This is a genomic window from Amycolatopsis rubida, assembly GCF_900115345.1.
GTDB classification, from domain to species: domain Bacteria; phylum Actinomycetota; class Actinomycetes; order Mycobacteriales; family Pseudonocardiaceae; genus Amycolatopsis; species Amycolatopsis rubida.
The window spans coordinates 676,379-698,282 of sequence record NZ_FOWC01000001.1 but is presented as its reverse complement, the minus strand read 5'-3'; the positions used below and the strand labels follow the sequence as shown (position 1 = coordinate 698,282).

The 21,904-nt window shown below is 68.6% G+C and carries 22 protein-coding genes; 11 read left to right on the top strand and 11 right to left on the bottom strand.

The features are described 5' to 3' along the window. Positions 1–12: 12 nt before the first annotated feature. A complete protein-coding gene (locus BM362_RS03500) occupies positions 13–1,908 on the bottom strand; it encodes a DUF6541 family protein (RefSeq protein WP_232791561.1) in 1,896 nt (631 codons plus the stop codon). Positions 1,909–2,128: 220 nt separating this feature from the next. On the opposite strand from BM362_RS03500, the gene BM362_RS03495 reads away from it, so the two are divergent. After that, positions 2,129–3,646 (top strand): hypothetical protein, encoded by a 1,518-nt coding sequence (locus BM362_RS03495; RefSeq protein WP_067578645.1) that lies wholly within the window; start codon positions 2,129–2,131, stop codon positions 3,644–3,646. 64 nt (positions 3,647–3,710) lie between these two features. Next, positions 3,711–4,442, top strand: a complete 732-nt coding sequence (locus BM362_RS03490) for a lysophospholipid acyltransferase family protein (RefSeq protein ID WP_093572177.1) — start codon at positions 3,711–3,713, stop codon at positions 4,440–4,442. An 83-nt stretch (positions 4,443–4,525) separates the two neighbouring features. Here the strand turns inward: BM362_RS03490 and BM362_RS03485 are convergent, their stop codons facing one another. Next, positions 4,526–5,350, bottom strand: a complete 825-nt coding sequence (locus tag BM362_RS03485; RefSeq protein ID WP_198545236.1) for an HAD family hydrolase — start codon at positions 5,348–5,350, stop codon at positions 4,526–4,528. A 57-nt stretch (positions 5,351–5,407) separates the two neighbouring features. On the opposite strand from BM362_RS03485, the gene BM362_RS03480 reads away from it, so the two are divergent. Next, the gene (locus BM362_RS03480; protein ID WP_093572719.1) at positions 5,408–6,295 is read left to right on the top strand and encodes an LLM class flavin-dependent oxidoreductase; all 888 of its coding nucleotides are present in this window, start codon (positions 5,408–5,410) and stop codon (positions 6,293–6,295) included. A 40-nt stretch (positions 6,296–6,335) separates the two neighbouring features. On the opposite strand, the gene BM362_RS03475 is transcribed toward BM362_RS03480, so the two are convergent. Continuing rightward, the gene (locus tag BM362_RS03475; protein ID WP_067578646.1) at positions 6,336–8,348 is read right to left on the bottom strand and encodes a DUF6541 family protein; all 2,013 of its coding nucleotides are present in this window, start codon (positions 8,346–8,348) and stop codon (positions 6,336–6,338) included. Between the two features lie 89 nt (positions 8,349–8,437). Between BM362_RS03475 and glf the strand changes: the two genes are divergently transcribed. The 4 genes from glf (at position 8,438) to BM362_RS03455 (ending at position 11,891) form a co-directional block, all read left to right on the top strand. Continuing rightward, positions 8,438–9,661, top strand: a complete 1,224-nt coding sequence (glf, locus tag BM362_RS03470) for a UDP-galactopyranose mutase (protein ID WP_067578648.1) — start codon at positions 8,438–8,440, stop codon at positions 9,659–9,661. Next, entirely contained in the window at positions 9,654–10,172 is a 519-nt protein-coding gene (locus BM362_RS03465; protein WP_067578650.1) for a phosphatase PAP2 family protein, read from the top strand. The genes glf and BM362_RS03465 overlap by 8 nt, the downstream gene beginning before the upstream one ends. A gap of 86 nt (positions 10,173–10,258) precedes the next feature. Next, on the top strand, positions 10,259–11,209 hold the full coding sequence (locus BM362_RS03460) for a decaprenyl-phosphate phosphoribosyltransferase (RefSeq protein ID WP_067578797.1): 951 nt from the start codon (positions 10,259–10,261) through the stop codon (positions 11,207–11,209). A 115-nt stretch (positions 11,210–11,324) separates the two neighbouring features. Further along, positions 11,325–11,891, top strand: a complete 567-nt coding sequence (locus BM362_RS03455) for a hypothetical protein (RefSeq protein ID WP_093572176.1) — start codon at positions 11,325–11,327, stop codon at positions 11,889–11,891. A gap of 36 nt (positions 11,892–11,927) precedes the next feature. Here BM362_RS03455 and BM362_RS03450 read toward each other — a convergent pair whose 3' ends face one another. Then, the gene (locus BM362_RS03450; protein ID WP_067578655.1) at positions 11,928–12,620 is read right to left on the bottom strand and encodes an SDR family oxidoreductase; all 693 of its coding nucleotides are present in this window, start codon (positions 12,618–12,620) and stop codon (positions 11,928–11,930) included. 101 nt (positions 12,621–12,721) lie between these two features. Between BM362_RS03450 and BM362_RS03445 the strand changes: the two genes are divergently transcribed. Further along, positions 12,722–13,090: a MerR family transcriptional regulator gene (locus BM362_RS03445; RefSeq protein ID WP_067578657.1), complete on the top strand. Its 369-nt coding sequence runs from the start codon at positions 12,722–12,724 to the stop codon at positions 13,088–13,090. Here the strand turns inward: BM362_RS03445 and BM362_RS03440 are convergent, their stop codons facing one another. From BM362_RS03440 to BM362_RS03425, 4 genes are read right to left on the bottom strand one after another with little or no spacing between them, the layout of a single operon-like run. Beyond that, the gene (locus BM362_RS03440) at positions 13,091–13,801 is read right to left on the bottom strand and encodes an ESX secretion-associated protein EspG (protein WP_093572175.1); all 711 of its coding nucleotides are present in this window, start codon (positions 13,799–13,801) and stop codon (positions 13,091–13,093) included. It lies immediately after the preceding gene. Next, the gene (locus BM362_RS03435; protein ID WP_143132371.1) at positions 13,798–15,030 is read right to left on the bottom strand and encodes a hypothetical protein; all 1,233 of its coding nucleotides are present in this window, start codon (positions 15,028–15,030) and stop codon (positions 13,798–13,800) included. Before BM362_RS03435 ends, BM362_RS03440 begins: the two co-directional genes overlap by 4 nt. A gap of 10 nt (positions 15,031–15,040) precedes the next feature. Further along, a complete protein-coding gene (locus tag BM362_RS03430) occupies positions 15,041–15,655 on the bottom strand; it encodes a DUF3558 domain-containing protein (RefSeq protein ID WP_067578662.1) in 615 nt (204 codons plus the stop codon). After that, positions 15,652–16,050, bottom strand: coding sequence for a hypothetical protein (locus BM362_RS03425; RefSeq protein WP_067578665.1), 399 nt, complete (start codon positions 16,048–16,050; stop codon positions 15,652–15,654). The genes BM362_RS03430 and BM362_RS03425 overlap by 4 nt, the downstream gene beginning before the upstream one ends. A gap of 182 nt (positions 16,051–16,232) precedes the next feature. Here BM362_RS03425 and BM362_RS03420 point away from each other — a divergent pair, with 182 nt between their 5' ends. Then, a complete protein-coding gene (locus tag BM362_RS03420; RefSeq protein ID WP_067578667.1) occupies positions 16,233–16,481 on the top strand; it encodes a helix-turn-helix domain-containing protein in 249 nt (82 codons plus the stop codon). Here BM362_RS03420 and BM362_RS03415 read toward each other — a convergent pair. The 3 genes from BM362_RS03415 to dprE1 form a co-directional block, all read right to left on the bottom strand. Then, on the bottom strand, positions 16,478–17,128 hold the full coding sequence (locus tag BM362_RS03415; protein ID WP_093572174.1) for a VC0807 family protein: 651 nt from the start codon (positions 17,126–17,128) through the stop codon (positions 16,478–16,480). The genes BM362_RS03420 and BM362_RS03415 overlap by 4 nt on opposite strands. 92 nt (positions 17,129–17,220) lie before the next feature. Beyond that, complete coding sequence (gene dprE2 / locus BM362_RS03410; RefSeq protein ID WP_067578669.1) at positions 17,221–17,976, bottom strand: decaprenylphospho-beta-D-erythro-pentofuranosid-2-ulose 2-reductase; 756 nt, start codon at positions 17,974–17,976, stop codon at positions 17,221–17,223. Then, complete coding sequence (gene dprE1, locus BM362_RS03405; RefSeq protein WP_093572718.1) at positions 17,973–19,346, bottom strand: decaprenylphosphoryl-beta-D-ribose oxidase; 1,374 nt, start codon at positions 19,344–19,346, stop codon at positions 17,973–17,975. Before dprE1 ends, dprE2 begins: the two co-directional genes overlap by 4 nt. 145 nt (positions 19,347–19,491) lie before the next feature. Here dprE1 and BM362_RS03400 point away from each other — a divergent pair, with 145 nt between their 5' ends. After that, positions 19,492–19,959 carry a GtrA family protein gene (locus tag BM362_RS03400; protein WP_067578670.1) on the top strand — a complete coding sequence of 156 codons (468 nt, stop codon included), beginning with the start codon at positions 19,492–19,494 and terminating at the stop codon, positions 19,957–19,959. Positions 19,960–19,964: 5 nt separating this feature from the next. Beyond that, entirely contained in the window at positions 19,965–21,872 is a 1,908-nt protein-coding gene (locus BM362_RS03395) for a glycosyltransferase (RefSeq protein WP_067578677.1), read from the top strand. The last annotated feature ends 32 nt before the right edge of the window (positions 21,873–21,904 follow it).

The following is a 21,904-nucleotide window of genomic DNA, read 5'->3' as shown; positions in this document are numbered from 1 at the left end:
GCGGCCAGCCCCTCAGCGATTCAGCTGGTAAATCACCGAGTCCTCGTTGCGGTACACCTCTTTCAGGAACGGCAGCCCGGCCAGCCCGTTCAAGCCCGGATCCGCGTACGCGCGTTTCGGCGGGGCCGCCGGGCGGCCCAGGATCACCCAGCGGATGTTCAGTCGCTGTACCGCGGCGCGGACCGCTGGGTCTGTTTCGTAGTCGCGGAATTTCGCGGCGAGCAGCACGGCGTCCGACGGCGGTTTCGTACCGTCGTCGTGGGCGGCGACGGTACGGACGCCGCTGAGCGCGTAGGTCCACGGCGTGCCGTCCCAGCGGTCGTTCATCGCCCATTGACCCGGCTTCGCGAGCTTGCCCAGTTCCGTCATCGCGCGTTCCTCGCCGGGAGTGATTTCCTGGGTGCGTGGATCGGGGCGGTGGTATCCCTTCGCGACTACCTCGCTGTTGGTCCGGGTGTACAGGCCTTTCGTGGCTCCCACGAAGGCGATCAGTACCACCGCGGCGAGCGCTGCCGGCGGCACCCGCGCTGGCAGCCGTTCCTTCAGCCACTCGTGCAGCGCCGCGATTCCGTGGCCCGCGATGAACGACAGCGGCACGGTCGCCATCGTGATGAACCGGTACGGGTCGTCCCACCACGGCCGTGCCAGCGCCATGACCAGCGGTGCGTCCGAGGACGAGACCGCCATGTAGAACACGCCGGTGATCAGTGCGGTCAAGCCGATCCAACGCAGCGCGCCAAGCCTGCGGAAGAAGATGAAACCGGCCAGCAGCGCCACTGACAGGAAGATCTGCGGCTGTGGTTGGAAATGCTGGAACCCGAGCAACGCGCCGAGCGCGGTCGTCGCGCGCCATTCGCTGGGCCAGCCGAGATACTGCACCGTTGAGCTGTTCGCCAGCCCGAGCGCGCCGAACAGCTGCAGCCACGCCACGAGCATCGCCAGCACCGCGATCGGCAGCAGCGCCAGCAGGTCCTTGCCGATCGAGCGCCACCGCTCGATCCAGCGTTGCACCAGCAGCGGGCCGGCGAACAGGATCGCGCCGAACAGCGTGGACGAGTGAATGCACAGCAGTCCGACCGCCGAGACCAGCAGCACGAAGCCGGTGTCCGGTGCGACCCGGTCGAGGTACCGGCGCAGCACTACGGCGGCCAACGGGGTGAGCGCCATGCCCAGCAGGAACGGGTACAGCGGCCCCCGGTCCATCGACTCGTACATGCCCATCACCGGCGCGGCCGAGGCGAGCGCGACGGCTCCGGCCAGCACAGCGCGACCGCGGAACGCCCGCACCAGCACCACGAGGGAAAGCGCCAGCAAGCCCGGCAGCAACGCCGTGTTCACGTCCAGGGTGAGCGGGATCGAACCGCCGCTGAGCGTGTACTGCACGGAGGCGAGCAGGTGATACGCGTTGGGGTAGAAAGGCGGTGCACCGTCGCCGTACCAGTTCACCGTGCCCATGCCGAAAAGGCTGCCGTCGCCGGTTTCGGCGATGTAGCGCACGCCGTTGGCCGCGTACGGCGCGTCTCCGCCCTGCGCGATCGCGCCGAGGTGACCCATGCCGCGCACGGCCGTGTAGAACCCGATGGCGGTTGCGAGGATGACACAGGCACCGACTGCCCAGTTCGCCCGCGGTTCCCAAGCCCGCACCTCTGGCTCGTGCGGCCACCGGCGCACCGTGAACCACCGGAGTCCAAACGCGACAACCGCGAAGAGCACGGTGGCCAGCGCAAAGGTCCAGGCGTTGAAGGGCAGCCCGATCGCCGCTGTCCACGGACCCGCGAGGCCGCCGATGGCGTAGCTCAGCAGCGGGGTCAGGCCGGCCAGTTGCCAGCCGCGCAATCCGGCGGCGGCTCCGGTGACGAGCCCGGGAATCCCGAGCACGAGCAGGCAGCAGGCGATGCTGGCTGCCACGGACAACGATGTGGGATCGCTCGGCACAGTCTTCCTCGCGTCGTAGGCGTCCGCCTGCTCCCCGTGGCGGATGGGAATCGGGCCCTAGGCTAACTGCACCCCATATACACCCGAACGGCTGATGTCCGGGAAGCGCGGCCGCGCGCTTGACTGGAGCTGGTGAGGATCGGTCCGCCAGGGGTCGGCCGGACGGGTGAGGGGCGCGGGAGGCTGGGGGCGCGTGGTTTACGCGGTCGTGGGGGGATGGCTGGCGCTGGCCGCGCTGATCGTCGCCGCTTGGCGGCGGATCGGGCAGGACCGGCGGTGGCGGGTCGGTGTTCTTCTGCTCGTGCTCGGGTTTTCGCTGCTGCATCAGCTGTTGTTCGCCACCGTGACCGAGGACGCGTACGTCAGTTTCCGGTACGCGCAGAACATCGCCGACGGCAACGGCCCGGTATTCAACACGGGTGACCGCAGCGAGACCTACGCGAATTTCCTCTGGCTCGTGGTGATCGCCTTGCCGCGCGGGGCATTCGGAGCGGAAGTGCCGACGGCGGCCGTCGGGTTGAGCGGCGTGGCCGCGCTGGGGTGCGTGTTGATGGCGTATTTCCTCGCCAATCGCCTTGCCGCGCTCGGGTTGCCGGAAGGGGTTGAGCCTCGGCGCGCGGCCGGGGTCGCGGCGGCGTTGCTGACCGCGGGGGCGAACGGGCTCGCGGTGTATGGACTTTCAGGCACTGAGCTGCCGATGTTCGCGTTGCTCATGCTCTGTGTCGCGTACGCGTTGGTGGCTGGCCGGCCGTTGGTCGCCGGCGTGCTCGTGGCCAGTGCGGTGATGACGCGGCCGGAAGGGATTGTGCTCGCGGTCGTCGGCGCGGGGTGGCTCGTTTTCGCCGCGGCGCGCGGGCGGCATACCTGGTGGGCACCGGTCGGGTTTGTGCTGGGTGCGCTGGTATTCCTGGCCCCGTGGACGGCTTGGCGTGTCACCTACTACGACCGTTTCGTGCCGGCCGCGAGTCTGCCGCCCGCACCGGATTGGCCGTATCTGGGCAGCTTCGCCTTGGCGCACTTGGGTTTTCTCGTCCCGGCCGCGGTCGTAGCGGGGTTGGTGGCGTCCCGGGGACGCGCGGCGGAAGCCCGGTCGGCGTTGTGGTTGTTGCTGGCGCTCGCCCTCTGCCATACCGGGATCGTGTTGCTTTTCGAGGAGGATCCGGGACTGTCGTGGCGACTGCTCGTGCCGGTGCCGCCCTTGCTGGCGGTCGCCGCGGTGGCCGGGTGCGGAGTCCTCATTCCGGTGCCGAGGCCGCGTGCGATCTCCCGGGCGGTTCCGATGGTTGCCGCGGCGCTCACCGGGGTCGCGGTGGCGGTCTCGGTGTTCAGCCCCGAAGTGCTGGAGCGCGTGCGGGCCTGGAGCACACAGGGCGCGCAGCTGGCCGAGGTCGGCGACTGGCTCGCCCGCTACCTGCCGCCGGGATCCACCGTGAGCGCCGGGTCGCCGGGGCTGCTCGCGAGCCGGGCCGGTTCGCGAGTGCTGGTGGTCGGGCTGGATTCGGAACGGTCGACGCTCGCCGTGCCCGGCCGGTCGGGGTACGCCGATCGCCAGGATTGTGCCGACGACCTGCCCGCCTGGTACCGCGTCGCGACCTTCCGGCGCACCGGGACGCCGTTCTGGATCTCGGTCTACCCACGCTCCGACGACGCCAGCAGGCTCGTCGGCGAACTCGACCGCGCCCCGGACTTTCACTACGTGTCCTGCCCCTGAAGTGTGGCGGAGCCGACCGCGCGACCTACCGGCGGGAAACCTACGGTCCCGTAGCCTTGGGCGCATGGCTGACTTCGTGTACCCGCCCGTCCTGGTCGCCGCGCGGCTGATGTTCCGGCTGCTCGACAACCGTATCCGGGTGACCGGCGCCGAACACGTGCCCGCCCGCGGCGGTGCGGTGCTCGCCTGCACGCACGTCAGCTACCTGGACTTCATCTACTGCGGCCTCGGCGCCCGTCCGGCGAAGCGGCTGGTGCGGTTCATGGCGAAGCAGGAGATCTTCAGCAACTCGGTCGCCGGCCCGCTGATGCGCGGCATGCACCACATCCCGGTGGACCGCGCCGCCGGGCAGGCGTCCTACGACGAGGCAGTGGCGCGGCTGCGCGCGGGCGAGGTCGTCGGCGTCTTCCCGGAGGCCACGATCAGCCGGTCGTTCACCGTGAAGGACATCAAGACCGGCGCGGTCCGGATGGCCGCCGAGGCGGGGGTGCCGGTGATCCCGATGGCGCTGTGGGGCACGCAGCGGCTGTGGACGAAGGGCCGTCCGAGGGACCTCACCCGCAGGCACGTGCCGATTTCGGTGGTGATCGGCGAGCCGATGCGCGCCGGTCCGGAGGACTCGTGCGAAGCGCTGACGACGGACCTGCGCGCCCGGATGTCGGAGCTGCTGGAGAAGGCCCAGGCGGAGTACCCGGAGGCCCCGGAGAGCGACGCCGAGCGCTGGTGGCTGCCAGCGCACCTCGGCGGCAGCGCGCCGACACCTGAGGAAGCTGCCGCACTCGACCGCCGTTCGTGAGCGCCCCGCGCAGTGCGCGAAAGTACGTGAGGGGAACCCTCATTGACTCTGATTCCCGCAGGGTTCCCCTCACGTACTTCGGCTTAGAACCAGCGTTCCAGCACCTGCGCCACCCCGTCCTCGGCAGCCGGTCCGGTCACCTCGTCGGCCACCGCCAGCACGGTCGGGTGGCCGTTGGCCATCGCGACGCCGTGCCCGGCCCACTGCAGCATCTCGACGTCATTGGGCATGTCGCCGAAGGCGATCACCGACGACTGGGGCACGTCGAAGCGTTCGGCGATGTCCGCGAGACCGGTCGCCTTGGTCACGCCGTGTGCGGACAGTTCGATCAGCCCGCCCGAGGACGAGTACGTGACGTCCACCGCCCCGTCGAGCACCGCGCGCACCGCTACGGCCATCTCCTCCGAGGTCATCCCGCGGCGGCTGACCAGCAGCTTGATCGCCGTTTTGCCGAGCACCTCGGCACGCGGCGCGATCCGGCTCTCCTCGTCGCCCCACGGGTTGTGGTACTCCGGCTCGATCACGAAATTGCGCAGCTCGTGGTCGACCGATCCGGTGCTGATCCGTTCCGCCGCCAGCCGGCAGCCGGGCAGTGCCTTGTCGAGGGCGGAGGCCAGGTCGTGCAGCAGTTTCGGCTCAAGCTCGCCGTGCACCGCGACCACTGAGTCGGTACCGATGTCGAGCAGCACGGCTCCGTTGGCGCACACCGCGTAGCCGGTCAGCCCGAGCGGTCCGGCGATCGGCGCGATCCAGCGCGGCGGGCGGCCGGTGCACAGCACGAACGGCACGTCGTCGGCCAGCACTCGCTGTACGACCGACACTGTGCGCGGCGTCACTTGTTCGCTGGGGCCGAGCAGGGTGCCGTCGACGTCGGACGCGATCAACCGGGGTTTCTCCACGCGTCTCATTCTCCCGGTCGCCGCCCGTTCGAGCGAATGTCAGTGCCGGACGTTACGGTCGGCCTCGTGCGAGCAGGCATCGTAATTCTTCCTGAAGACCGCTGGTGGGCGGCCGAGCCGAAGTGGCGTGCGGCCGAGGAGTACGGCTTCGACCACGCGTGGACCTACGACCATCTCGGCTGGCGATCGCTGGTCGACGGGCCGTGGTTCTCCGCTGTGCCCACCCTCACCGCGGCCGCCATGGTCACCTCCACGATCCGGCTGGGCACCTTCGTCGCCTCGCCGGTCGCGCGGCACCCAGTGCCGTTCGCGCGCGAGCTGATCACCCTTGACGACGTGTCCGACGGGCGGTTCGTGCTGGGCGTCGGAGCCGGCGTGGACAGTTCGCGCTACGACGCGCAGGTGCTCGCCGCGCCGGAGCTGACCGCGCGGCAGCGGGTCGACCGCTTCACCGAGTTCGTCGAGGCGCTCGACGGGCTGCTGATGACCGACAACTTCGACTTCTCCGGCGAGTACTACTCCGCGCGCGGCGCGCGGAACCTGCCCGGCACGGTGCAGCGCCCGCGGCTGCCGTTCCTGGTCGCGGCCAACGGCCCGCGCACCATGACGCTGGCCGCGCGGTTCGGCGCGGGCTGGGTCACCACCGGGCGCGGCGGGGACACCCTCGACGAGTGGTGGACCGGCATCGCCGAACTGGTCCGCACGTTCGACCAGCGGCTCGAAGCGGCCGGCCGCGAACCGGCGGGCATTCAGCGGCACCTGAGCCTCGACGCGGCGCCGGTGTTCTCGCTCAGCAGCGTCGCGGCGTTCCGCGAGGCCACCGAACGGGCCGGTGAGCTGGGCTTCACCGACGTCATCGCGCACTGGCCGCGCTCGAGCGGGCCGTACGAGGGGCACGAATCGGTGCTGGAAAAGGTCGTCGAAGAAGTGCTGCCGGGCCTCAAGGCCGAATGACACCTGATGGCCGCGGCCGGGGAGGTCGCGGCCACCAGGCTCAGTTGATGATCGTGTAGATCTGCGCGCCGGGGTTGCGGTAGACCAGCCGCAGGAAATCTCTGCCCATGAGGTCGCGCAGGCCGGGGGAGATCGGCGCGCCCTTGGCGATCGAACCGCTGCCCACCAGCACGTGGTGCACCTTCAGCCGATGGACCGCCTCGCGCACGCGCACGTCGAGGTCGTAGTCGCGAAAGTGCAGCGACAGGTAGGTCGCGTCCGGCGAGACCGGGCCGCCGCCGTCGTAGTGGCCCGCCACCGGGTGCACGCCGGTCAGCGCGTACATCCACGCGGTGCCGTCCAGCCGGTCGTTCAGCACCTTCTCCTCCGGCGGGATGTGCATCCGGCCGAGGAAATCCATGGCCGCGATCTCGTCCGGGCTGACCGGCGGCGTGACCTCGCCCTCCGGCCCGTTGTAGTACAGGAACGACACCGCGGTGGCGTTCGCGGTGCGGTAGAAACCGCCGGTCAGCACCGCGGTCACGGCCACGACGACCGCCGCCGCCGCGATCCCGAGCCGGGAGACCACCCTCGGCCGCGTCTTCGCCCAGCCGATCGAGCGAATCCGCTGCGCGGTCCAGCGCTGCAGCTCCGCCATGCCGTGCCCGGCGAGCAGGCACAGCGGGATCGCGGCCAGCGCCATCAGCCGGAACCGGTCGTTCCACCACGGCCGCGACATCGAGATGACCAGCGGCGAGGCACCGTACGACGTGACGAGCACGAACAGTCCGGACAGCCCGATCGCGGACAGCATCAGCCAGCGCATCCGGTCGAGCGTGCGGAAGGCCAGCACGCCGACCACGAGCAGCACGGTGAGCCAGAGCTGCGGCGTGTGCAGCACCTGCTGGAACGTGCCGAGCATGTTCAGCGCCGACAGGACCGGCAGGTCAGAGTTCCACGGCTGGTACGGGTACGCGCCGGAGGTGAAGCTGATCGCGCCCAGGATCTGCGGCGCGGCGAAGACGACTGCGGCCGCCATGACCGGCACTGTGCGCACGATGTCGCCGCCGATCACGCGCAGCCCGTTGCGCCCCTCCGGCACACCGTCCACCCGAAGCCCGCGAAGCGAGCGGTACCAGCGCTGCAGCACCAGCGGTGCCGCGAAGAGGACGCCGCCGAACAACGCGCTTGAGTGCGCGGTGAGCAGACCGTCCGCGGCCAACGCGAACACCAGGCCAGTGTCGACGCCCGGGCGTACGAGGAAGCGTTGCAGCGCGACCACCGTAAGCGGCGTGAGAACGATGCCCAGCGCGTACGGGAGCAGGCCGCTCGACACCGACTCGTACGCGCCCGTCGTCGCAGTAGCGGCGATGAGGGCGGTGCAGCCCGCGAAGACCGCACGGCCGCCCATCTGGCGGATCAGGGCGACCATCGACAGCGCGAAAATGCCCGCGACCGGCATGGTGATGGCGTTCAGCGTGACCGGGATGCTCGACCCGGAGATCTGGTACACCAGCGCGCCGACCAGGTGATAGCCGTTTGGATAGAACGATCCGTTCGGATACCAGTTGATCTTGCCCATGCCGATGAGCGAGCCGTCGCCGGTGTCGGCGATGTAGCGGATGCCGTTCGCGTGGAAGACGGTGTCCCAGCGCTGGAAGACCGCCGTCGTCCCGCCGCGCGCGGACAGCACCACGGCGATCGACAGCGCCGTCGCCACCGCGACGCACGCGGCGACCGACCACTGCGCACGCGTGCTCCAGACGGCAGGAGGCTCCTCCACGCCCGGTTTGATCCAGCCGCGGACGACGCAGAGCCGCCGGACCCCCCACGCGACCCCCGCCAGCAGCAGCGTGCAGGCCGCGGCGGTGAAGACGTTGTACGGGAGACCGACAGTCGACAACCAGGGCCCAGCCAAACCGGTGACGGCATAGCTGAGCAGCGGCGCGAGCCCGGCGAGGGCCCACCCGCGCACTCCCGCGGCCCGGCCGATGAGGCCGCCCGGGACTGCCAGCACGGCCAGGTAGCTGGCGACCGCGCCGAGATAGGTCCAGAAGGTGTCTGGTGCAGGCATGCTTCTCACGTGTGTAGTGCGGGTAAAACCTGGCGGGATGCCGAGGTCGGTTCGGGCCGCGGTCGCACGACTGCGTACCCTGAGCGCCCGTGAGCGAGCACACGAACTCCGCCAAGATTACTGAAGACGACTTTCGCGGTTACGACCTCGTCGTCGTCGGGTCCGGTTTCTTCGGCCTGACCATCGCCGAACGGGCCGCGGCCGAGCTGGGCAAGAAGGTCCTGGTCCTCGAACGCCGCCACCACCTCGGGGGCAACGCCTACTCCGAGGTCGAGCCCGAAACGGGTATCGAGGTGCACCGCTACGGCGCGCACCTGTTCCACACGTCCAACAAGCGGGTGTGGGAGTACGTCAACCGCTTCACCGAGTTCACCGGCTACCAGCACCGGGTCTTCGCCAGGGTGGCCGACCAGGTCTATTCGTTCCCGATGAACCTCGGCCTGATCAACCAGTTCTTCGGCAAGTCGCACACGCCGGACGAGGCGCGCGAGCTCATCGCGAAGCAGGCCGCCGAGTTCCGGACCGAGGACGCCCAGAACCTCGAAGAAAAGGCGATCTCCCTGGTCGGCCGCCCCCTCTACGAGGCGTTCATCCGCGGGTACACCGCGAAGCAGTGGGAGAACGACCCGAAGAACCTCGGCACGAACATCATCAACCGGCTGCCGGTCCGCTACACCTTCGACAACCGGTACTTCAACGACACCTACGAGGGTCTGCCGGTCAAGGGCTACACCGCGTGGCTTGAGAAGATGGCCGAGCACGAGAACATCGAGATCCGGCTGAACGTCGACTACTTCGACGTCCGCGAGCACATCCCGGCGGGCACCCCGACCGTCTACACCGGGCCGCTCGACCGCTACTTCGACTACTCGGCGGGCCGGTTCACCTGGCGCACCGTCGACTTCGAGTCCGAGGTCGCGCAGACCGGTGACTTTCAGGGCACCTCGGTCGTCAACTACAACGACGAAGAGGTCCCCTACACCCGGATCATCGAGTTCCGCCACTTCCACCCGGAGCGGGACTACCCGAAGGACAAGACGGTCATCTTCCGCGAGTACTCCCGTTTCGCGAAGGAAGACGACGAGCCGTACTACCCGATCAACACCGCCGAGAACCGCGAGAAGCTGGAAAGCTACCGCGAGCTGGCGAAGACCGAGGCACGCGAGAAGAACGTGCTGTTCGGCGGACGGCTGGGCACGTACAAGTACCTCGACATGCACATGGCGATCGGGTCGGCGCTGTCGATGTTCGACAACAAGATCGCCCCGCACCTGACCGACGGTGCACCGCTGGACGGGTCGATTGATGCTTGAGAAGGACACCCCGCGCGGTGAACTGGCCGTGCTCTCCAGCACCCAGAAGGTGCTGAAGAAGCCGGGCACAGTGCAGGTCGCGCGGGGTATGTCGCTGTTCGGGGAGCACAGCGCGGGATGGTTCGCGCTGGGTTTGCTCGGAGCGGCGGTGGACCGCGACCGGCGCAAGGACTGGCTGGTCGCGTCGGCCGGAGTGGTGGGCGCGCACGCCGCGTCGATCGCCGTGAAACGCGTCGTGCGGCGGCGCCGTCCGGACCATCCCAGCGTGGAGGTTCTGGTCGGCACGCCGAGCAAGCTGAGCTTCCCGTCGTCGCACGCGACGTCGACGACAGCGGCGGCGGTGCTCTACTCCGGATTGACCGGGCGTAACCTGGTCCCCGCCCTGGTACCGCCGATGCTCGCCTCGAGGCTGCTGCTCGGCGTTCACTATCCGACAGACGTTCTGGCCGGAGCCGCCCTGGGAGGCGTCGTCGGCGGTCTGATCCGACGGAAGCTGACCAAGAAGCGATGAGCGAAACGACCGACGAGCGAACCGAAAACGCGTCCGGTACGGCCGAATCCGCGGAAGCGAAGGAATCGGCTGCCGAGAAGACCGACGTGGCCGAGGAGACCGAGAAGGTCGAGAAGACCGAATCCCCGGCTCCGGCCGCCCCGGCGTCGGGCCCGAGCCCCGTGGGTCTCGTGCTCGGGGTGATCAAAACAGCGCGGCCGAAGCAGTGGGTGAAGAACGTCCTCGTCTTCGCGGCGCCGTTCTTCGCCTTCTCCAAGGCGACGAACCGGACCGAGCTGGTCGTTGACGCGCTGATCGCGTTCGTGGCGTTCTCGCTCACCGCCTCGTCGGTCTATCTGATCAACGACGCGGTCGACGTCGAGGCCGACCGGGCCCACCCGACGAAGCGCAACCGCCCGATCGCGGCGGGCATCGTTCCGGTCCCGGTGGCCTACGCCTCGGCTGTCGTGTTCTTCCTCGCCGGGCTCGCCGTGTCGTTCGCGGCGGACTGGCGGCTGGCGATCGTGCTGGCGGTCTACGAAGCCGTGCAGCTCGGCTACTGCTTCGGCCTGAAGCACCAGCCGGTGGTGGACCTAGCGATCGTCGGCTCGGGCTTCCTGATGCGCTCGGTGGCCGGCGGGGTCGCGGGCGGCATCGCGATGTCGCAGTGGTTCCTGCTGGTCACGGCGTTCGGCTCGCTGTTCATGGTGGCGGGCAAGCGGTACGCGGAGATCATGCTGTTCGAGCGCACCGGAGCGAAGATCCGGTCCTCGCTGAAGAAGTACTCGGCGAGCTACCTGCGCTTCGTGTGGGCGACCTCCGCGGCGATCCTGATCATGTCCTACTGCCTGTGGGCGTTCGAGATCCGCCAGGCCGAGCACAACTCGGTGTGGGCGGTCGTGTCGATGGTCCCGTTCGTCATCGCGGTGCTCCGCTACGCGGTCGACGTGGACGGCGGCAACGCCGGCGCGCCCGACGAGATCGCGCTGAAGGACCGCGTGCTGCAGGTGCTCGGCGCGGCCTGGGTCGTGACCCTGTTCCTGTCGTTCTACCTGTGAACGGCGCGCGGATTTAAACAGCTGGGATTCAGCTTCTGCACAGCATCGACGGTCACCCTCGGGGGTGGGAGCCGGGACACCCCGCCTCCCGCCCGCTCAGCCCGGAGGACCGACGATGAACGACGATAAGAACCCCTCGCCCGGCGAGCCTGCCGGGCAGGAGCCGACCGAGCAGTTCGGCCAGGTCGGGGACTCTTCCGGGAAGGGCTCGGCTGGTCAGCCGGGGGCGGCCGGGGAGGCCGCGCGGCCGGGTCAGGCAGTGCCGCCCGCCGAGCGGACCAGCCAACTGGACCAGCCCGCTCCGGCCGTGGAACAGACTGGTCAGCAGGCCGGCCCGGCCGCTCAGCAGCCGAATCCGCCCGGCCACTTCGCTCAACCCGGCCCGTGGGGCATGCCGCTGCCGCCGCCGAAGCAGAGCGGCTTCCGCCGGTTCGTCGCCCACCGGGCCACGCAACTGGTCGCGGTGGGGGTCCTGGGACTGGCGGTGGGCGGCGGCATCGTCGGCGGTGTCATGGCCGCGACACACCACCCCGGCATGAGCCAGCACCAGGGCGGCCACCGCTTCAACGACGGCGGTCCCGGCCAGCGCCACCGCGTTCCGGACGGCCAGAACGGCGGCAACCAGAACAACGGCCCCGGGTTCGGCAACGGCGGCGGCACCAGCTCCGGAACAGGCAACTGAGCGGCTCATTCACGCAGAATCTCTGCCCGCTCGACCTCAGTCGCCCAGCAGTGCCGGGTACAGCACCGTCGGGTGCGCGGACAACCCGGCTTTCGCTGTCGCGCTGTCCGCGTCCGCGATGATCTCGATCTCTCCCGCCTCCACCCCGTCCAATGCGGCGCGGACGACGTCGGCGGGGTCGTTTTTCGGGATGTCGAAGCCCGCCATCATGTCGGTGTCGGTGCTGGCCATGACCAGGCCGCTCACCAGCGTGTGCTGGGCCAGCAGCTCCAGCCGCACCGAGTTGGTCATGCTCCACGCCGCCGATTTGGACGCGGCGTATCCCGCGGAGCCCTGGTAGGTCGCCCAGGACAGGGCGGACAGGACGTTCAGCATCGCGCCATTCTTCAACCCTGGCGCGAATGCACGGATGACCTGCAGCGGGCCGAAGAAATTGGTCTCCATTTCGCGCCGAATCGAGTCCAGGTCGCCGGTCGCCAGGTCGGTGAAGGACGCGATTCCGGCGTTGTTGATCAGCAGGTTGACGTCCGGGGCGGCGGCGGCCGCGGCCGCGATCGAATCGGGATCGGTGACGTCCAGCGGTAGCGACACGGCACCGTCGAGGTCGACCGGACGGCGAGCGGTGGCGTAGACCTTGGCCGCGCCGCGCTCCAGCAGGGCGCGGACGAAGTGGGTGCCGAGCCCGCGTCCGGCACCGGTGACCAGCGCGGTCGAGCCTGCGATCTGCATGGGGTTCTCCTGGAAAGCCGTCGGAAGGGGACAACGGCTATCCTGGATCCTGACGTCAATGTCAGGTTCTCGGGTTTGTGGTGCGGATCACGGAGGCTCGGATGCGGATCGGAGAGGTGGCGGAGCGCGCCGGGGTCAGTGTGCGTTCGCTGCGCTACTACGAGCAGCAAGGCCTGATCGAGTCGACGCGCACGTCCGGCGGGCAGCGCCGGTACGGCGAGGACGCGGTGTCGTGGGTGGGGCTGATCCAGCAGCTTTACGCGGCCGGGCTGTCCAGCGCGACCATCCGCGAGCTGATGCCGTGCCTGCACGCGGGCGTCAGCACGCCGGAGTCGCGCGTTCGGCTGCGCGCGGAGAAGGCCCGGCTCGACGAGTACATCTCCGGGCTCGAACGCACTCGCGAGCGGCTGGAAAAGATGATCGAACTGGCGGAGACGCCGAATCCGCATTGCCCGGTCGTGCTGGGCTGATCAGAGCGCCTCGAAAGCGTCGTTCAGAATCTTGACGATCGCGCGCGGGGTGCCGGAGATGAGTTCGGTCCGGCCGGCGGTGGTCCGGTAGGTCAGGACCCGGCCGGTTCCCAGGTCCACGGCGAAGATCGGGCCGCCGGTGAGGTGCCTGCCGCCGGTCCGGCAACCGACGTACAACTGGTGCACCGCTTCCCGGGGCTGATCCAGTACTGCGTTGAGGTGCTCGGCGCTGGTGCTTTCGTCGAACGGGTCCGGTGTTTCGTCGGATGCGACCGACATCGAGCGCACCGGCGCGCCGGGAAGCTGCGGAAGCGTGTCGAAAAGTGCGGTGGCCAGCCTGTTCGGGGCAGTCGGCCGGAGTTCGACCACGTCGTCCTGTATGGCCGCCACCACCGCGTCCGTCCCGCGCCGCGCTACTAGTGCTCCGCGATCGGTCCCGGTGCTGAATTGCGAGTGCGCGAAGTATTCGCCTTCGGCGGATGCGATCACCTGCAAGGTCGCCCGGAAGCGCGGCGTTGGCGCCTCGTTGCGTGCCAGCCCGAGTTGCGCGAGGTACTCGATGGTCTCGGCATGCAGCCGGCGGTCCGCGCCGTCTCGCACCCAAAGTCGCTTACCGTCGAGCATCGGATGCATTTCACCGAGGTCGAGCATGTCCCACACCACGGACAACACCGCCGTCGGCAGCCGTACCACCGGATCCAGTCCGGTCATGCGCCGAGAGTGGGCGGTGTCGACCGGAGGCCGGTGGCGGGATCGACGGTCGCCTCTTCGCCGGAGAAAATGTCGTCAGTGTCCAGGACGTACTTGCGGCTGTGTTCGGCGTCGTCTTCTTTCTTGCCGCCGCGACCGCCGCCGCTCATCCCGGCCCCGGGCATGCCGCGCTCGCCGGCCGCACCTGCGCGCGGGGCGCCCGTCCCGGCACTGCCACTGCCCCGTGGGCCGAATTCCCCAGTGCCGGCACGGGAACCGCCGCCTGGGCCGCGGGGTGGTGTCGCGCCTTCGCTTCCTCCGCCGGTCGAGCCGAATCCGATGCCGGAGGGATAGCCGAGGCCAGACCCACCGGAATTCGGACCGGCGGCGCCGGGCTGGTACCCGGCGATCGCAGGAGGAGCGAACCGAGACTGGCCGGAACCGGTCGGCTCAAGGTAGCTGGAGGTGCTGGTCGCGTCCGCCGGATTCGGCGAATGCGGGTAGCTGCCCGGATTGCCGTTGCCGCTGTACGGTCCGCGGCCCCCGTTGACCCCGGGAGTCTGGCCGCTCGTCCCGCTCACGCTGGGTACTTGACCGGCCGGTCCAGTCGTGCGTGGGCTGCTGCCTCCTGGCCACTGACCGCCGGGGGCCGACTTGCCAGCCGGCGGATGGGCCGGACCGGGAACGCTCGGCGAATGGTGGACCGTGACGCCGCCGTCGTATGCGCTGATCTTGCCGTAGTCGTACTTCAGTTGCCCCGAGTTGGCCTGGGTCTGGTGGGTGAAGTCCTGATAGAGCTGGAGATTCTTGGCCGAGGCCGCGTTGTGGTCGCGCATCTCGGTCATGACGTCGGAGTCGAACAGGTTTTTCCCGCTCTTCAGCGCGTTCGTGAGCGGTTCGGCCGACATGGGCGTCATCTGGTTGCGCAGATTGTCGAGCATCGACGCCGCGGAGGCGTGTGTGCCGCTGTTGTCGTGGAACGTCTGCTGAGCACTGGTCATCGAGGAGCGCACCGTCCGCAGCCGCTGCGAGACCATGTCCGCCGCGGTGCCGCTCCAGACGGATTCGAGTCCGCCGAGAACCGCCGAGACGTCCTGGCTGACCGCTTCCTGATCACGCGCCAGTTCCTTGGCGATGTCGCTTCCTTCATGCCAGATGCCGGGCTGACCTGCCTGGATCTGCGGGACGATCTCCTCGATCGGCACCGTCATCTCCTGGTACCTGTCGAGCAGCGCTTTGGTGGATTCCACCCAGCCCATTTCAGCGCCCCGCCTTCTTCTTGAGCGTGGTAATCACGTCCCCGGTGACCTCGGCCGCGAGGTCACAGGCGTCAGCTTTGCCGCTGTTGGACAAGCCGAGGTCAAGTCCGACCTCGAATTCGAGAGTGTCGGAAAGCCCGACCGCTACTTGGCACCCATCTGTTCGCGGGCCCGGCTTCGGGTCGTAGGCGACGGCGGGGAAGCCCTGGATGGGCGGAAGCACGTCGAAACGCTTCATCTGCGGCTTGACCTGCTTGTAGATGATGCTCAAGCCTTCTCGTTGCTTGGTCGTGTAGAAGATCGTCAGCATGGAGCCGCCCTGGTGATCCGACCAGGTGCATTTAGGGCCGAGAGCTCCGTCTTCGGGTTTGCCGGTAACGCCTTCGCCGATGTCCTGACGGATCTGCTGGGGGCTGAGCGCGTCGCACGCGCTTCCGGAGAGCACGGAATCGGGCAGCGGGGCCTCGACCTTGGGGGCGCCGCCGTAGGGCGGTACCTCGTTGCCCGGCAATGAACTGCTGCTCGCCACCGGCGTCGGGTGTCCGGCGGTGGTGCCCGAACAAGCGGTGAGCAGGGCTGCGGAGCTGAGCAGGACGATTGGCGTGCGGAGGTTCATTCGGTCGTTTCCTGGGGGTCGACTCGGTTAATGAGGGTCGTCTGCTGGCGATCGTTTGATTTTGTCATGCCGAGCGCTTCCGCGATGCGCTGGATGAATTCATCGACGTAGGCGATCTGAAGGTCGATGTGACCTCCGCCGTAGGAGTAGGCGCCTAGTTCGCTTGTGCCGTCCCCGACCATTGCCACATGTGCGGCGAGCGTCGACGGATCCTGCGCCGGAGCTTTCATTCCGCACAGGTTGATCGCCTTCCGGCGCATCTCCGCCAGCTTCTCTTTGACCCCGATCAGCTTGCTGAGCAGCTGTTTTGCCTCATCTGGCTCCAGGACGAAGCCGTCCGGCGCGGTCGCCTTGGCCTGCCCGCTCGCGACGGTGAACGCCGTGTCCTCCCACACCTGTGCCCCCTCGACGCTGGTGTCGGCAATTGGTTACAGGTAGCACGGTAGCCGATCAATCACCCGCGGTGGACGCGATTCTGAAAGGTGCTCAACGACTAGACATAAATGCTATGGACATAAATACTCTGATTATTTGTGCTCTGGTTTTGCTGGCGCTAGACGTGTGTGATTACCTGACCATGGCCAAGCCCCCGATCTCCGCTGCCGCGCGCATTATCGGCGAGCGCGTGCGCGAGTGCCGGAACAATGCTGGGCTCAATCAGGAACAGCTGGCCGAGGCGGCTGGAGTGCACTGGACGTTCGTGAGCCAGGTCGAGCGCGGCCTGCGCAACATCAACCTGCACAACCTGCTCAAGTTCGCCGACGGGCTCGGGGTGAACCCCGCGAAACTCGTGGACGGCTTGCGTCCGCCTTCGGAACCGGATTAGCCCTTGCCCGGTGAGTAGTCCACTGTGGACGGGCGCATTACCTGCCGCAGCGTGCCCTCGTGGATCAGCAGAATCTGCGTGATCACCTGCAGTCCGACGAAAAACGTGATCGACAGCCCCGCGTCGAGCGCGGGGACGTCGTCGACCGGCAGGGTGTACGCCATCCCGATGCTCAGTCCACTGTGGACCAAACTGCCGACGCCCCACACCACGGTCAGCGTCCGCCACGTCCGGCGGAACGACGGCCGCTCTTCCCAGGCCGAGTCCAGCCGGGAGCCGCGGCCGGGCAGCAGGGCGCGGGCGGCCTGATACGTCGTCGGGTACTGGCCGACGACCAGGCTCGCGAGCAGCCAGACGCCCGCCAGTGTGCTGAACCAGGCTCCGCGCACGAGCATCAGCCGGGCGTCGCCGGTCATCAGCGTGGTGGCCAGGCCGACGGCCAGGAACATCAGGACGAGCAGGCCGATCCCGTCCACGCGTCGCCGGGTGACCAGCGTGTACAGCACGCGCAGCGCGGGCGGCAGGCCGCTCAGCAGCAGCGCCCACACCGGCGGGACGTCGAAGGCCCGAAGCAGGTAATAGCCGCCGACTGGCGCGACGAGATCGGTCAGCAGCGCGGCCAGCGACGAGCGGAATTCGTTACCCATGCCCCGAGTCTCGGCGCGCGGGTGCCCTCCGGGCATCGTCGAGCTGGTCAGCCCGGCATCCACCGAACGGTGGAGGCCGGGCCGGAAAAACGTCAGACCGGCAGCTTGCGGAAGATCGGCCGCGGCACGTGCCGAAGGATCGACATCACCAGCCGGAACTCCGACGGCGACCACACGAGGTCCTTGCCCTTGCGCGCGGCCCCGACCGCGACGTCGGCGACCTGCTCGGCGGTCCGGGTCAGCGGAGCGTCCTTCATCCCGGCGGTCATCTTGGTCTTGACCTGGCCCGACCGGACGACGGTCACCTGCACGCCGTGCGGTGCGAGCGCCTCGCCGAGACCGAGGTAGAAGCCGTCGAATCCGGCCTTGGTCGAGCCGTACACGAAGTTCGACCGGCGGACCCGCTCGCCCGCCACCGACGACAGCGCGATCACCTTGCCGTGGCCCTGGGTCTTCAGCTTCTCCGACAGCGCTACGCCGACCGACACCGCGGCGGTGTAGTTGACCGTCGCCAGCTCAACCGCCTTGCCGTGGTCCTGCCACAGCTCCTCGGCCTCGCCGAGCAGGCCGAAGGCGACCACCGTGACGTCGATGTCGCCGCCGGCGAACGCCTCGTCCAGCACCTTCGGGTGGGACGCGAGGTCGTTGGCGTCAAAGGCCACAGTGGACACTTCGGCGCCGCGATCCTTCAAGCGCTGCGCGGCTTCCTCCAGCCGCGGCGAGGGACGAGCGGCCAGCACGACCCGCAGCGGCTTCTCCGCGAGGTACTTCTCCGCGATCGCCAGCGCGATGTCGGACGTGCCGCCGAGCAGCAGCAGGGACTGGGGGTTACCGACCGCGTCGATCACAGTGCGAGCCTCCGGCTCATGTCAGAGGCGAAAACGCCTTCGGGGTCAACGGAAGCGCGCACCTTGCGCCACTCCTCCAGCCGCGGGTACATCTTCGCGAACGTCTCGGGCGAGGTGCGCGAGTCCTTCGCGGTGTAGAGGCGGCCGTTCGCGTCCAGGACCATCTCGTCCATTTCCTCGCAGAACCGGCTGAGCCCGTTCTTGATCGGGAAATCGACGCTCAGCATCCAGCCCGGCGCCGGCCAGGACATCGGAGCCGGATTCGCGTCGCCCATCCGCTTGAACACGTTCAGGAACGAGTAGTGCCCGGAGCGCGAGATGGCCCGGCAGATGCCCTTGAGCTGGTCTTCCGCGCCGAACGGCACGGAGAACTGGTACTGCAGGAAACCCTTGCTGCCGTAGCCGCGGTTCCACTCGCTCAGCATGTCGAGGGGGTGGTAGAACTGCGTGAGGTTCTGGATCTTGCCGCGTGCGCCCTTCTTGGGCACGGTCTGCTGCCACAGGTTGCCCATCATGGTCGAGGTCAGCTTGTTGACCAGACCGCTGGGGAACACGTCCGGCAGCGTCAGCAGCTGCGGCGCGTCGAAGCGCAGCGGGTCGTTGCGCAGCTTCGGCGGCAGCTGGTCGAGCTTCGCGAGCGAACCGCGCGAGAAGGTGGCGCGGCCGAGGCGGCTGTCGGACGAGATCAGGTCCGGCACCGACATCGAGTAGTCGTAGTTGAGGTCTGAACCGTCGGTGAAGAGCCCGAGGGTCTCGTCGAGGTTCGAGGTGCGGTCGGCGTCCACGTAGAAGTACGCCGTTTCCGTCTTCTTCATCCGCACGGTGGCGCGGACGATGATCCCGGTGAGCCCGATTCCCGCCACGGTCGCCCAGAACAGCTCCGAATCCGGGCCTTCCGGGGTGAGGGTGCGCACAGATCCGTCGGCAGTGAGCAGGTCCATCGACACGACGTGGTTGCCGAAGCTGCCCGCCGAGTGGTGGTTCTTGCCGTGGATGTCGTTGGCGATCGCGCCGCCGATCGTCACCTGGCGGGTGCCCGGCAGGACCGGGACCCACAGGCCGTACGGCAGCGCCTCGCGCATCAGCTTGTCGAGACTGACGCCCGCGTCGAGGTCGACGAGTCCGGAGTCCGGGTCGATCGAGTGGATGCGGTCGAGCACGGTCATGTCGACGACCAGGCCGCCCGCGTTCTGCGCCGGGTCGCCGTAGGAGCGGCCGAGCCCGCGAGCGATGACCCCGCGCGGGCCTGCGGAGGCGACGGCGCGAGCGATCGCGTCGACGTCGCGGGTGCTCAGCACGTCGGCGACGGTCCCGGCGGTGCGGCCCCAGCCGGTGAGCGTGCGGCGCTGTGTCTCGGGTGCTTGGGTCACGCGGACCAGGGTAGCCACGCCGAACACCGCCCGGAACGTGACCCTGAAGTGCTCGCTTCTACACTTTGCGCATCAAGGCACAAGCGTCCGAGCGTCGAAGTGGGTAATACGGACACTGACGCAATAGGCCGAGAAGGTATTCCAAGTGGTGGCTACAGAACCGCAGAGTGACCAAGCGCAGCCGGCGCCCGCGGGCCCCGGTCTGCTGGGCCAGCTGATCCGGTTCGGCGTGATCGGCGGCTTCTGCGCCCTGCTCGACCTGGGCACGTACTCGCTGCTGCGAGCGGTCGGCATGGACGCCACCCCCTGGGTGGACCTCGCGCGCGCGATCAGTTTCGTCGTGGGCACGACGACCGCGTTCTTCCTGAACCGGCGCTTCACCTTCGCCGACGGGCGGCGCGACGGGAACGCCCAGGTCGGCAGCTTCGTTCTGCTGTATGCCGTCACCTTCTTCGTCGCCGTCGGCGTGAACCAGCTCATGCTGCACGTGCTGCCGGAGTCGGGGTGGAAGGCCACGCTGGCCTGGGTGGTGTCCCAGGCAACGGCGACTGTGATCAATTTCGTGATGCTCAAGTGGGTCGTGTTCCGTGTACGGCCGGTAAAGGAGAACTGAGTTCGATGCCCGGTAAAGCAGCCCCGGTCGCGGAGGCGGCCCCCGCAGGCCAGACGCGGTTCGCCGAACACGCCCCCGAAGGCAGGCTCACGGCCCAGCGCGGGCTGTACGCCGGGCCGGCTCCGATCGTCAGCAAGGACATGTACGCCGAGGTCGTGCAGGGCAACGCCCAGCGCGAGCGCGGCAGCGTGGTGCTCGAGCCGTCCGCGAAGGTCACCGGCAACACCTACTTCGGCCGCTTCCCGGCGAGCTACTGGCAGCGCTGGACCACCGCGACCGAGGTGAAGCTGGAGGCCGTCGTCACCGGCGACGGGCTGCTGTCGCTCGGCGCGTCCGACATGCTCGGCGACGCGCGCGTGGTCGACGCCCAGCAGGTGTCCGGCGCGAAGGGCGTCAAGGTCGAGCTGGCCGGCAAGCTGGACAAGTTCTACGACGGCGGCGCGCTGTGGCTCGACCTTGAGACCGAGGGCGGCCAGACGCTACGGGTCGAGCAGGTCCGCTGGACCGTCGACGCGCCGGAGACGATCCGCCCGACCGCGGTCACCATCTGCACGATGAACCGCGCCGACGACTGCCTGAAGAACCTCCAGGCGCTCGCCGCCGACGTGTCCTCGCTCGACACTCTCGACGCCATCTACGTCGCCGACCAGGGCACCGACCTGGTCGAATCGCGCGAGGGCTTCGAGCAGGTCGCGAAGGACCTCGGCGAGAAGCTGCACTACATCAAGCAGCCGAACCTCGGCGGCGCCGGCGGCTTCACCCGCGGTCTCTACGAGGTGGCCGGGCACACCGCCACCGAGCACGCGAACGTGCTGTTCATGGACGACGACGTGCTGCTTGAGCCGGACCTCGTCGTCCGTGTGACGGCCTTCTCCAACCGCTCGGCCAACCCGATCATCGTCGGCGGCCAGATGCTCAACCTGCTGCACCCGAACCAGCTGCACGTCGGCGCCGAGTACGCCCGGCTGAACACGCTGGAGCCGGGCCAGCCGGTGCAGCACTCGCTGTCCACCGCGGACCTGCTCGGCGTCGACGAGGAGGGCAACCCGAACCGCCAGGAACGCCGCCTCGACGCCGGGTACAACGGCTGGTGGTCGTGCCTGATCCCGTACGAGGTCGTCAAGGCGATCGGCTACCCGCTGCCGTTCTTCTTCCAGTGGGACGACGCGGAGTACTCCTATCGGGCCCGCGAGTACGGCTTCCCGACGGTGACCCTGCCAGGTGCGGGCGTGTGGCACGCGGACTTCCACTGGAAGGACTGGGACGAGTGGCACCGGTACTTCAACCTGCGCAACTCGATCATCACCGCCGCGCTGCACTCGCCGTTCAACCTGAACCTGCTCTCGCGCGTGCTCATGGCGCAGCTGGTGCGCTACCTGCTCGGCATGCAGTACGGGCTGTCCGCGACGCTGATCAAGGCCGTCGAGGACTTCCTGGAGGGCCCGGAGGTCCTGCGTGACGGCGGCGTCGAGGCGATGAAGGAGATCCGCCGGATCCGCGACGCCTACCCGGAGACCAAGCGGCACAAGGCCACCGACGTGCCGGGCATCGCGTCCAACGACATCGGCATCATCAACAGCGCGCCGCGGCCGAGCATGCAGCGGCTCGTGCTGATCAAGCGCATCCTCGACAAGGCGCTCGGCCGCAGCCGCTTCGGGCTCGGCGCGGTGCCGATCGACGAGGCGCACTGGTGGCACATCGCGCTGTTCGACACCGCCGTGGTCACCGACGCGTCGCAGGAAGGCGTGCGCGTGCGCAGCTACGACAAGGTCAAGATGTTCGACCTCGCCAAGCGCGGCGCGAAGGTGATCAACCGGCTGCGCAAGGAAGGCGCGGACGTGCAGGAGCAGTACAAGCGCGCGATGCCGGAACTCACCTCGCGGGAAAACTGGAAGCGGCTGTACGAGCTGTGATTGACTGAGCTGGTCCGAAAAGGGCGTCTCGC

Bases quoted from the DNA above. Each gene is read 5' to 3' on its own strand.
- BM362_RS03465 (WP_067578650.1), top strand. From the start codon at position 9,654: ATGCTTGAGAAGGACACCCCGCGCGGTGAACTGGCCGTGCTCTCCAGC.
- BM362_RS03485 (WP_198545236.1), bottom strand. From the start codon at position 5,350: ATGAGACGCGTGGAGAAACCCCGGTTGATCGCGTCCGACGTCGACGGC.
- BM362_RS03440 (WP_093572175.1), bottom strand. From the start codon at position 13,801: ATGACCGGACTGGATCCGGTGGTACGGCTGCCGACGGCGGTGTTGTCC.
- BM362_RS03445 (WP_067578657.1), top strand. From the start codon at position 12,722: ATGCGGATCGGAGAGGTGGCGGAGCGCGCCGGGGTCAGTGTGCGTTCG.
- BM362_RS03490 (WP_093572177.1), top strand. From the start codon at position 3,711: ATGGCTGACTTCGTGTACCCGCCCGTCCTGGTCGCCGCGCGGCTGATG.
- BM362_RS03450 (WP_067578655.1), bottom strand. From the start codon at position 12,620: ATGCAGATCGCAGGCTCGACCGCGCTGGTCACCGGTGCCGGACGCGGG.
- BM362_RS03420 (WP_067578667.1), top strand. From the start codon at position 16,233: ATGGCCAAGCCCCCGATCTCCGCTGCCGCGCGCATTATCGGCGAGCGC.
- BM362_RS03430 (WP_067578662.1), bottom strand. From the start codon at position 15,655: ATGAACCTCCGCACGCCAATCGTCCTGCTCAGCTCCGCAGCCCTGCTC.
- BM362_RS03415 (WP_093572174.1), bottom strand. From the start codon at position 17,128: ATGGGTAACGAATTCCGCTCGTCGCTGGCCGCGCTGCTGACCGATCTC.
- BM362_RS03475 (WP_067578646.1), bottom strand. From the start codon at position 8,348: ATGCCTGCACCAGACACCTTCTGGACCTATCTCGGCGCGGTCGCCAGC.
- BM362_RS03395 (WP_067578677.1), top strand. From the start codon at position 19,965: ATGCCCGGTAAAGCAGCCCCGGTCGCGGAGGCGGCCCCCGCAGGCCAG.
- BM362_RS03455 (WP_093572176.1), top strand. From the start codon at position 11,325: ATGAACGACGATAAGAACCCCTCGCCCGGCGAGCCTGCCGGGCAGGAG.